Consider the following 10,947-nt stretch of genomic DNA (forward strand, 5'->3'; position numbering starts at 1 on the left):
CGGACGAGCGCGGCGGTGCCGGCGACGTACGGTGCGGCGAAGCTCGTCCCGCTGATGGCGGTCCGCGCGCCGTCCCCGTCCACCACCAGGTCCGACACCCCTGCGCCGTCGGCACCGACCGATCGCAGGCCCACCGCGGGGGCGGCCACGTCGACCCACGGTCCCCTGAGCGAGAAGTCCGCTGCGGATCCGTCCGGACCGACGCCGCCCACGGCCAGCACGTGATCGTCGTACCAGGCGGGCACCGCCACGGTGACGACGTCGTCCCATCCGTCGTCCCCGGGAGCGGCGGGATCGGGGTGGTCGGGGTTCTGGTCCCCACAGGTCTGACCGACGTTGCCCGCAGCCGCCACCAGCACGACGTCGTGGTCGACCGCGGCATAGCGGACCGCTCCACCGAGCGTGTCGTCGGCCAGCGCGGTACCGGCGGGAACGCAGGCCACCTCCGAGATGTTGATCACGCCGGCACCCGCGTCCACCGCCGCGCGGATCGCCCTCGCCAGGGAGGAGAGTGTGCCGACCCCGGATCCGACCGAGGTGACGTCGGATGAGCGTGCGGTCGACCTCAGGACACTGCTCGACTGCCGGATCGAGACGATCTCGACGCCCGGCGCCACACCGGAATGGCCCGAGTCGTCCTCGCTCGCGGCCAGCACCCCGGCCACCAGAGTGCCGTGCGCATCGCAGTCCTCCGTGCCGTCCCGGCCGGGGACGACGTCGCCGGCCCCACGAACACGTGGCAGACGGGGACCGGGGTTGACACCGGTGTCGATCACGGCCACCACCTGCCCCTCCCCCCGCCCGTGGATCCACGCCGCACTGAGATCGTCAACCGTCGCGGAGGCGGGCGGGGCGGACGGGTCGAGAACTGCAGCCGTGGTGCGACAGGGGCCGTCACGCCGCAATCCCGATTCGGCTGAACCGGGATCGATAGGGCCGACCTCCGGGACGGGACCGTCGATGGAGGGCCGCTCGAGCGCGGCCGCCACCTGACCATCGACAGAGTGCGCGGTCAGGATCGCCACGGTGGCCGCGAGGGGTACCAGCAGGCCCGACCTCATCGCTGACGGACGGTCGAGTAGACGTCCATCGCGCCCACGGCGAGCGGTACGAGCACGCATATACCGATCACCTCGATCGTCCCCACGGCGCGCAGCACGGCAGGGGAGAGTTCGACATGGGGGAGTGCCGTCGCCGCGACGACGACCGCTGCGGCCAGGGCGGCGGCCGCGGGGATCACCATCCCGACCGGCGACGGATGGGTGACGGCCGCCCCGAGCAGCAGGCCGGACGCCAGCGTCAGGGCCGATGCCAGCAGCACCGTCGTGTGCACCCGGTCGGCGTACCCGAGGCCCCGGAGGACCAACGTCAGGATCACGACCAGTGCCAGGGGAGCGGACCACCGGGTGGACGCGGGACCACCGGTCAGCGCCACGAGTGCCCCGGCCGTGCAGATCGCGCCCCCTGCGGCCAACAGGCCGGTGAGCCACGAACGTGAGGTGAGAAAGCGGTGCCTCAGGACCGCCGGTGTGGGCAGAGGTCCATGCGACCGTCGGTCATCGGCATGCCGCGCGCGCAGGTCGTGATCGACCTCGCCCAGATCCCCGGCCTCGACGTCCTCGCCCGGCGCCGGAACCGGGGGGACCGGGATCCGGGCCGCCGAGATCGACACGCCGGGTGCGGCGGTGAGCAGCAGCAGGCCTGTGAGGACGGCTCCGGCTCCGACGGCGTGCACGGGAACGGTGGTGTACGCGACGATCATGGCGGTGATCGCGCCCACCGCCGACACGAGGGCCAGAGCCAGGTAACCCGCCGCGAGACCGTACGACCGATCGTGGCCCGTCCGGAACACGGTGCACCGCAGCACACCGGCGAGGACCGCCCCGGCGGTGAGGCCACCCATCAGGTTCCCCGCTCCGCCGGGGGCCGCGCCGACCGTCCCCGCCGCGAGGACGGTGAACCCGTACGTGGACGCCCCCGCCACGGCGTGTGCGGAGACGGGGGCGGCGGTCCGGCGGAGTGCGAGGACCCCCGCGAGGCCGAGAGCGGCCAGTAGGGCGGCCACGAGAGGGGGCACGATCCCCCCGAGGTTCCACCACTGGCCGACGAGTGCGGCGACGGCGGCCACCACGGCTACCGCAGTCGTCGCGGTGGCCGTGTCGACGGCGTCGCGGCGACTCCAGACGGAGGAGCGCGCCACGTCCGGATCGGTGAGCCCCTGCAGCACGTCGTCGAACAGCGGCGCCGGAGTGGGCACGGGCCGGTGGTCCAGCACGAGGATCTCTCCGTCGTGCACACCTTGTTGCGCGAGTGTCTCGGAGACGGCCAGTGGTCCACCCGCCAACCTCGACAGCTGCCATGACCCGCTCGCGTGCCCACCCATCCGGGCGTCGACGTCCACACTCGAGGCGGGCCCCGCGGCCGCCCGGATCCGGTCGCGGACCAGGTCCACGATCTCGGGGATCACGGCGACGAGCTCGAGATGGGCCGGCAGACTCAGATCCACTCGTGTCGTGCGGCAGACGATCGACACCCGACGCTGGTCGAGCGGCTCGACGCCCGAAGCGACGCCCCCGGGCTCGTCACGCCCCGTCACGCCCTGTCCTCCCACTCGTCCCTGCCCACCCGGTCGCCGGCGGTGCCACCCTGGTCGGTTGACGTCCCCGTCACGACGTGCACTGCCCTAACATCGCGCTTCGACACGGCGACCATTGTCGACGGCGGGATGCTCCCGTGGGGGCCCCTCCTCCGGTTTCGGACGAGGAACGGGTCGTCGGGGACCGGGCGGCAGGAACTGGACGAGGAGGCGGGCGCGGATGGGTGACGTGGTCTTCACCCGCGGCGAGCGGCTCGAGGCGCCGGCGGTGTCGACCGGTGAGCTCACCCTCCAGGCCCCTCCGGCACTGCCCCGTCCGACTCCCAGGCCACTGGTGCAGATCGTTCTCCCCGTCGTCCTCGTCGTCGCCGTGGTCGGGATGGTCGTGGTGATGATGCGTACGGGGATGATGCGCAACCCGATGTTCATGCTCTTCCCCGTGATGATGGCCGTCTCCGCTGTCGGAATGCTCGCCGGCAGCCTGTCCGGTGGCAACAAGACCGGTGAGACCGACGAACTGCGGAAGGACTACCTCCGCTACCTGGGTCAGACCCGGGAGACCGTCCACGAGACCGTGGCCGCCCAGCGGGCGGCCGCACTGTGGCGACACCCCGACCCGGTGGAGCTGCCCGCGCTGGTCGGAACGCCACGGATGTGGGAGCGGGAGGAGGGCGACGCGGAGTACCTCACAGTACGACTGGGCCCCGGGCGGCAGTCCCTGGCGACCAGGTTGTCCGCCCCCGACACCGGTCCGGTCGACGATCTGGAGCCCGTCTCGGTCGTGAGCATGAGGCGCTTCGTGAGAGTCCACTCGGTGGTGGACGACCTGCCTGTGGCGCTGGAGTTGCGGGCGTTCGCCGCCGTCTCCCTGGACGGTGATGTGGACGTGGCGAGATCTGCGGTCAGAGCGGCACTGGCAGGACTCGTCGTCTCCCACGGTCCCGACCGGGTCCGCGTGGCGGTCGCCGCGAGCGAGGGGAACGCCCGCCGGGCCTGGGAATGGCTCAAGTGGCTCCCTCACCACGAACACCCGACGTACACGGACGGCGGCGGACGGGTGCGACTCACCGAGTTCTCACTCGCCGGGGTCGAGTCGATGCTCTCCGAGGACATCGCGGTGCGGCCCGCTTTCGGGACGAACGCGAGGGACGGTCGGGAGGTGCCTCATCTCGTCGTCATCGTGGATGGCGTGGGAGTCACCGGCGCCGAGCGACTGGTGGCCGAGGACGGACTGGACGGCGTGACCGTTCTCGAGGTCTCCGGCAGTCGCGCCGGGCAGCTGCGCGACCTCGCGACCCGTCTCGGGTTGTGTGTCCGGCTCGACGACGACGGCAGGGCGTCGGTACACACCGAATCCGGAGAGGAGGACATCGCGAGGGCCGATTCCATGAGCCTTCCGGAAGCGGAGCGGCTCGCCATGGCACTCGCCCGCTACCGACCCGCCGACACCGTGACACACGCCGACGGCTCCACTTCCACCAGGCGGGTCCCCGGTCTGCCCGACCTGCTGGGGATCGGGATGGCCACCCGCGTCGACCCGGCGGTGGCGTGGCGACGTCGCGGCGAACGCGACCGCCTGCGCGTCCCGGTGGGGGTGAGCCCGGATGGAGCCCCCGTGGAGCTGGACCTCAAGGAGGCCGCGCACGGCGGAATGGGCCCGCACGGCCTGTGTGTCGGCGCGACAGGGTCCGGGAAGTCCGAGTTCCTGCGCACCCTCGTCCTGGGTCTGGTCGCCACGCACGACCCGGACGCGCTCAACCTGGTGCTGGTGGACTTCAAGGGCGGGGCCACGTTCCTCGGACTCGAGTCGCTGTCCCACGTGTCAGCCGTGATCACCAACCTCCAGTCCGAGATCACCATGGTCGACCGGATGCGGGACGCGCTCGAGGGCGAACTGAACCGGCGACAGGAGGTGCTCCGCGCCGCGGGCAACTACGCGGGTGTGGGCGACTACGAGGCGGCTCGGGCGAGGGGAGCGCAGCTCGATCCCCTGCCGGCACTGGTGATCGTCGTCGACGAGTTCTCCGAGCTGTTGTCCTCCAAGCCGGAATTCGCGGAACTGTTCCTCACCATCGGGCGTCTCGGGCGCAGTCTGCACATCCATCTGCTGTTGGCGTCCCAACGGCTCGAGGAGGGACGATTGCGCGGTCTCGACAGTCACCTGTCCTACCGGATCGCCCTCAAGACGTTCTCCGCGACCGAGTCCCGCACCGTCCTGGGTGTGACCGACGCCTATCACCTGCCCGCCACGCCGGGCGCGGGCTTTCTGAAGGTCGATTCCGGCGAGCCGGTGCGATTCGACGCCGCCTACGTCTCGGGGCCCCATCGAGAGGATCGTCGACGTGACGGCTCCTCTGTCGCCGTCCCGGTCGCCCGCGCCACAGTGCGTCCGTTCACGTCCTGGTACATGCCGGTGGCCGCTCCCGCCCCATCGGCGGCCGCCGTCCGACGCGACGCGCCAGTCCCCGACGACCGGGATGAGGAGACGAGTCTGCTGGACGTCCTCGTCGGTCGGCTCGCCGGTCACGGAAGACCCGCACACGAGGTCTGGCTCCCGCCTCTGGGGGCCGGCGCAGCCCTGGACACGGCGGTCGGAACAGAACCGACGGTGTCCAGCGACGAGAGCCCGCCGAGCCTGCGCTTCCCGATCGCCGAGGTCGACCTGCCGTTCGAACAGCGTCGAGCCTCCTGGGTCGTGGACCTCTCCGGGGCGGACGGCAACGTCGCGGTGGTGGGCGGGACGAGGTCGGGCAAGTCGACCACCCTGTGCACCCTGGTGCTGGCCGCCGCGGCGACCACCGGACCCGACCGGCTCTCGGTATACGTCGTGGACCTCGGTGGCGGGCTTCTCCAGTCGGTCGCCGAGCTCCCCCATGTCGGTGGTGTCGCCAGGCGCGGCGAGGACGAGAAGATCCGTCGAACGGTCGCGGAGGTTGGCGTCGAACTCAAGCGCCGGGAGGCGGCGTTCCGCGACGAGGGAGTGACGTCCGTCGACCACGCCCGCCGCCGGCTGATCGGGCGCGACGGTCGGTCGATCGCCGAGTATCCCGAGATCCTCTTGGTGATCGATGGCTGGCAGGCGTTCCGGACCGAGGTCGAGGACCTGGAACAGCTCGTGGTGGGGCTCGCCGCGGACGGCCTGTCCTACGGCGTCCACGTCGTCCTGTCCGCAGCCCGCTGGGCCGACCTCCGGCCGGCGCTGCGGGACGCGCTCGGTACCCGTGTCGAACTCCGGCTGGGTGATCCCACGGATTCGATGATCGACCGCCGGGCGGCGATGACCGTCCCCGCCTCTCCCGGCCGGGGGTTGACCCGCGAACGCCACCACATGCTCGTCTACCAACCCCGGCTCGACGGACTCGTCGACCCGGATGGCATCGCCGACGCCACCGTCTCGGCCTCCCGGCACCTGGCGCAGCGGTGGCGGGCCCTGGTGGGCCCCGTCAACGCGGCGCCGGTCAGAATGCTCCCGGAGGTCCTGCCGTACGCCCAACTCGCGGGTCTGGCGCGCCCGGGTCCGGACGGCACACGGACGCGGGTGCCTCTCGGTGTGGACGAATCCGACCTCAAGGTCGTCTACGCGGACCTCGAGGCGGACCCGCTGATGCTGGTGCTCGGCGATTCGGAATGCGGCAAGACCTCTGTTCTCCGGGCCGTCACCCGGGGGCTGGTCGCCGGCAACAGCCCACAGGCGGCGAAGGTCATCGTGGTGGACTACCGCCGCACCATGCTGGGCGAGATCGAGGGCGATCATCTCGCGGGATACGCCGCCACCGAGACGGCGCTGGTGCCGATGGTCGATCACCTGGTCCAGATCCTCGAGGGCCGGATGCCCGGCGTCGGGATCACGCCGGAGCAACTACGCGCCCGCTCGTGGTGGAACGGTCCGCGAATCCACCTGATCGTCGACGACCTCGACCTCGTCATCACCGGTGCGGGGAACCCGCTGTCCGCGCTGACCCGATTCCTCCCGCACGCCCGCGACATCGGGTTCTCCGTGGTTCTCGCGCGGAGGACCGCGGGTTCCTCGCGCGCGCTGTACGACGGTCTCGTGGGAGGGATCCGGGACCTGGGCGGCGCCGGCCTCATCATGTCCGGGAGCCGCGAGGAGGGCCCCCTTCTCGGAGGAGTACGTCCCACCCACCTGCCGGCGGGTCGGGGCAGGCTCGTCACCCGCAGCGGGGGCGTCCGACTGGTGCAGACCGCACTCGCGGAACCGTGACCCCCGTGGGCGCGACCATCGCGGTCGATCTCTCCTGTTCCGGACTGTCGGTGGCGTCGGCGTCGGCGTCGACCGTTCTCTCCCCGGCGGTCGCGCCCACCTCCGTCCTCGCAGGTGCAGACGGTTCCGCGCTACCACCCGGGGGCGATCGGATCGAGTGCTCCGAGCGGGTCGACTCCGTCGCCCTCCGGCACCCGGACCGTTGTCTGCCGGACCCGCTGGCAGGCGCTCACCGGGATCGCACCGACGTGGCCGGGCTCTCCGTCCCCGTGGAGGAACTCCTGGCGGCTCCGGTCTCCCGGGCCCTGCGGTGGGGCGCGGCGGGGGACGGAGACGGAGTGGTGCTCATCGTTCCCAGTGGGTGGGGCAACACCCGCTCCGCCCGATTGGCATCCGCTGCGGAGGGCCTGGGTGTGTCACCCCACATCGTCCGCGCGGCGCTGGTGACCGCCGAGGCGCTGCCCTCATCCTCGGCCCGCTGGGCGGTGTGCGTGGAGGCCTGCGCCGCGAGGACCACTGTGAGCCTCGTCGAACGCACGCGGGGGGAGCTGACCCTGATCGACCGGACCATCGTCCACCGGTGGGATCCGTGCCGGGATTCGATGCGCGACGACGAGGTGCCCCGTGTGCTCGAGGCGGTGACCGCGCTACGGCGTGGGCGGCGGGAGGCGGGCACCGGCTCCACCGAGATCCTGGCCCGCGGACGCAACGCCGAGCGGGTGGTGGACGCCTGCGATCAGGCGCGGTTGCTCTCCTTCGTCGTTCCGGATCTCGCTCCGGTCGAGGCCGCTCTCCGGCTACACGAGGGAGTCTGAGTCGCCCTCCGGGTGGTCGTCGTGGCGGATGGAACCGAACCCGGCCCCGGGGACGTCGAACACTGTGACGGACCCAGGAAGGGGCCGCAGGACCACAAAGGGGAGGACGAGATGGCCGGTTTCAACACCCACATCGGGACCATGGACACCGCGGCCAGACGGGTCGACGACGTGAACACTGAGATCGATCGACTGCTCGGGAACGTCCGGGATTCGGTGTCGCAGCTCGGAGGGTCGGTGTGGCGAGGTGCGGCCCAGGCCCGGTTCGCGACGATCATGGCGGAGTGGCAGCAGCAGAGCACCAAGCTCAACACCGCCCTGGCGGGAATCTCGGAGACCATGCGGACCAACAGCACGTCGTTCGAGGCCGCCGATCAGGACTCCGCGCAGGCGATCAGCCGGGTCGGCGCCTCCGGCCCTCTGAACATCTGACCACCCACCTCCAGTCGGGAGAATTCTCATGACCACAGGACAGATCACCTATAACCACGGCCCGATCGAGGCGCTCGTCGGCCAGGTCGGTTCGGCGTCAACGGCGCTGCGCACCACCCTCGACGATCTCAGGGCGTACCTCGCACCGCTCGTCGCCGAATGGGAGGGCGACGCCGCTGTCGCCTATCAGGCCCACCAGAACGACTGGGACCAGGCCGCCGCCGCCCTGCAGGCGATGCTCGCGGAGATCTCGCGGGCAGCGAGTCAGGGTAACCAGGGTATGGCGGATGCCGACCGTCGCGCCGCCCAGGGATGGGCATGACGGCCCGTTTCCGAGTGGCCTCACCCTGAGTGGAGGCACAGCGGCGCGGAGTCTCGGTCACCGTCGGTGTGATGACCGGGCTCCGCGCGGCCGCCGCACCCCCCGACCGGATGCAGGCGAGGCAAGGCTGTCCTACCGTCGGACGTAGAGCCGGGTCGATCACCCGGCGGACGCGAACCACGGGAGGACCCACATGTACGTCACCCACGATCCGTCAACGGGAACGACCGACAGCCAGTACGACCAGACCGACGACGTCGACGGGATCCTGTCCACCGTCACCGAGGGGTTCACCTCCTGGCGCGCCACCGACGTCGCGGAGCGGGCGCGGATCCTCCTGGCGATCGCGGACGCCTTCGACGAGCACGCCGACGAGCTCGCCAAGGCCATCACCACCGAGATGGGCAAACTGCCCGACCAGGCGCAGGGGGAGGTCAAGCTCGCCGCCTCGATCTACCGCTGGTACGGCGAGCACGGCCCCGCGCTGCTGGAGCCCGAGACGCTGGACGTGCCGGGCGCCCGCCTGAATCGCGTGACCCACGAACCGGTCGGACCCCTGGTCGGCGTGATGCCGTGGAACTACCCCTACTACCAGGTGGCCCGGTTCGCGGCCCCCAACCTGCTCCTGGGCAACACCATCGTGCTCAAGCACGCCAGCATCTGCGCGCGCTCCTCCGCGGCAATAGAGAAGGTGCAGCGCGCGGCCGGGCTTCCGGAGAACGCGTACGTCAACGTCTACGCCTCCAGCGACACGGTCGCCGAGATGATCGCCGACCCCAGGATCAAGGGTGTCTCGCTCACCGGCAGCGAGGGCGCCGGCGCCGCCGTGGCCAAGGTGGCGGGGGAGAACCTCACCACCAGCGTTCTCGAACTGGGCGGCTCGGACCCGCTCATCGTCCTGGACACCGACGACCTGGACGAGCTGGTCGAGACCGTCGGCAAGGCGCGGCTGTCGAACTGCGGCCAGGCATGCAACTCGCCCAAGCGGATGTTCGTTCCGGCGGACATGAAGGACGACTTCGTGGGCAAGCTCCGCGACCTGTACGAGGGGACCAAGGTCGGCCCCGCGGCCGACGAGGGAACCGGGCTCGGACCGCTGTCCTCGGAGGACGCCCGCGACGGGGTGGTCGAGCAGGTCGAGCGCGCCGTCGAGCAGGGCGCGACCCTCGTGACCGGAGGCCGCGCGATCGATCGACCGGGTGCGTTCATGGAGCCCACCGTCCTCACCGGCATCACCCCGGAGATGGACGCCTACACCGAGGAGATCTTCGGCCCCGTCGCCATGGTGTACGGCTACGACTCCGTCGACGAGGCCGTGCGCGTCGCCAACGACACGCCCTTCGGCCTGTCCGGCTCGGTGTGGGGGGCCGACACCGACAAGGCCTCCGAGGTGGCCGAGAAGCTCGAGGTCGGGATGGCCTACGTCAACGAGCACGGCACCACCATGGCCGGCCTGCCCTTCGGCGGCGTGAAGCGGTCGGGCTACGGCCGCGAGCTGGGCCGCTGGGGCCTCGGCGAGTTCGTCAACGTGCGGCTGCAGCGGGTCCACTGACAGCGAGTCCGCCCCGGCCCCGATACACGAGAGGGCCGGGGCGGCGCCATCCTTCGGATCGCCCAGATTCGATCCGTTGCCCCCTCAGCGCGCGTCCCTACACTTGGAAGGTGACTCATCACCAACCTTGAAAGGATCCTCATGGCATCCCCTCTGCCTTCGCAGGTCGACGTCTCGTGGCTGCACCAGCACCTCGACGACGCCGACCTCGTCGTCGTCGACGCCACCAACCACCTCCCCGTCCCCACCGACGGCCCCTACGTCCCGGAGTCGGGCGCGGAGACGTACCGGCCGGAACACATCCCCGGCGCCGTGTTCGCCGACCTCCTGGGGGACTTCGCCGACCCGGACAGCCCCGAACCCTGGACCGCGCCGGACCACGAGCGGTTCGCCGCGGCCGCCGGCGCACTCGGCATCGGCGACGGGGCGACGGTGGTCGTCTACGACCAGCACGACGGCTTCTGGGCCACCCGCTTCTGGTGGCACCTGCGCTACGAGGGCTTCGAGAACGTCACGGTGCTCGTGGGCGGGCTCCCGGCCTGGAAGGCCGCCGGCCACCAGGTCACCGACGTGCTCCCCGAGCCCACGCCGCGCACCTTCACCGGAACCCGCCGCCCCGAGCTGTTCCGCTCCACCGAGGAGATCGCGGCCAGCCTGGACAATGAGAACACCATTCTCGTGAACGTGCTGGACGAGCCCACCTACCGCGGCGAGGTGGACACCTATGCCCGCCGCGGTCACATCCCCGGCAGCATCAACCTGCCGGTCTTCTCGCTCCGCGACCCCGAGACCGGCACCCTGAGGCCGACCGAGGACCTGCGCCGCGAGTTCGAGGCCGCTGGCCTGCTCGACTATGACCGGACCGTCGTGACCTACTGCGGCGGCGGCATCGCCGCGACCGGGGTCGCGCACGCCCTCGCGCTGGTCGGCCGCGAGGACGTGGCGGTGTACGACGGCTCCATGACCGCCTGGGCCGGCAGGCCCGAGCTCCCGTTGGTCACCGGCGAC

At 71.3% G+C, this 10,947-nt stretch carries 8 protein-coding genes; 6 read left to right on the forward strand and 2 right to left on the reverse strand.

What is annotated here, in order from left to right:
• Both G6020_RS02285 and eccD read right to left on the reverse strand, forming a co-directional pair.
• A partial coding sequence (locus tag G6020_RS02285) for a S8 family serine peptidase (protein ID WP_347238290.1) occupies positions 1 to 776 on the reverse strand: 776 nt, incomplete at its 3' end.
• 281 nt (positions 777 to 1,057) lie between these two features.
• Complete coding sequence (gene eccD, locus G6020_RS02290; protein WP_182609532.1) at positions 1,058 to 2,596, reverse strand: type VII secretion integral membrane protein EccD; 1,539 nt, start codon at positions 2,594 to 2,596, stop codon at positions 1,058 to 1,060.
• Positions 2,597 to 2,816: 220 nt separating this feature from the next.
• Between eccD and eccCa the strand changes: the two genes are divergently transcribed.
• The 6 genes from eccCa to G6020_RS02320 form a co-directional block, all read left to right on the forward strand.
• Positions 2,817 to 6,818 carry a type VII secretion protein EccCa gene (gene eccCa / locus G6020_RS02295; RefSeq protein ID WP_182609533.1) on the forward strand — a complete coding sequence of 1,334 codons (4,002 nt, stop codon included), beginning with the start codon at positions 2,817 to 2,819 and terminating at the stop codon, positions 6,816 to 6,818.
• 5 nt (positions 6,819 to 6,823) lie between these two features.
• Positions 6,824 to 7,633, forward strand: a complete 810-nt coding sequence (locus tag G6020_RS02300; RefSeq protein ID WP_179525895.1) for a hypothetical protein — start codon at positions 6,824 to 6,826, stop codon at positions 7,631 to 7,633.
• Positions 7,634 to 7,744: 111 nt separating this feature from the next.
• Complete coding sequence (locus tag G6020_RS02305) at positions 7,745 to 8,065, forward strand: WXG100 family type VII secretion target (protein WP_179525894.1); 321 nt, start codon at positions 7,745 to 7,747, stop codon at positions 8,063 to 8,065.
• 28 nt (positions 8,066 to 8,093) lie between these two features.
• The gene (locus G6020_RS02310) at positions 8,094 to 8,387 is read left to right on the forward strand and encodes a WXG100 family type VII secretion target (protein WP_182609534.1); all 294 of its coding nucleotides are present in this window, start codon (positions 8,094 to 8,096) and stop codon (positions 8,385 to 8,387) included.
• Between the two features lie 193 nt (positions 8,388 to 8,580).
• On the forward strand, positions 8,581 to 9,939 hold the full coding sequence (locus tag G6020_RS02315; RefSeq protein ID WP_179525892.1) for an NAD-dependent succinate-semialdehyde dehydrogenase: 1,359 nt from the start codon (positions 8,581 to 8,583) through the stop codon (positions 9,937 to 9,939).
• A gap of 141 nt (positions 9,940 to 10,080) precedes the next feature.
• A partial coding sequence (locus tag G6020_RS02320; RefSeq protein ID WP_182609535.1) for a sulfurtransferase occupies positions 10,081 to 10,947 on the forward strand: 867 nt, incomplete at its 3' end.

The organism is Dietzia sp. B19 (assembly GCF_014145155.1).
GTDB lineage: Bacteria > Actinomycetota > Actinomycetes > Mycobacteriales > Mycobacteriaceae > Dietzia > Dietzia natronolimnaea.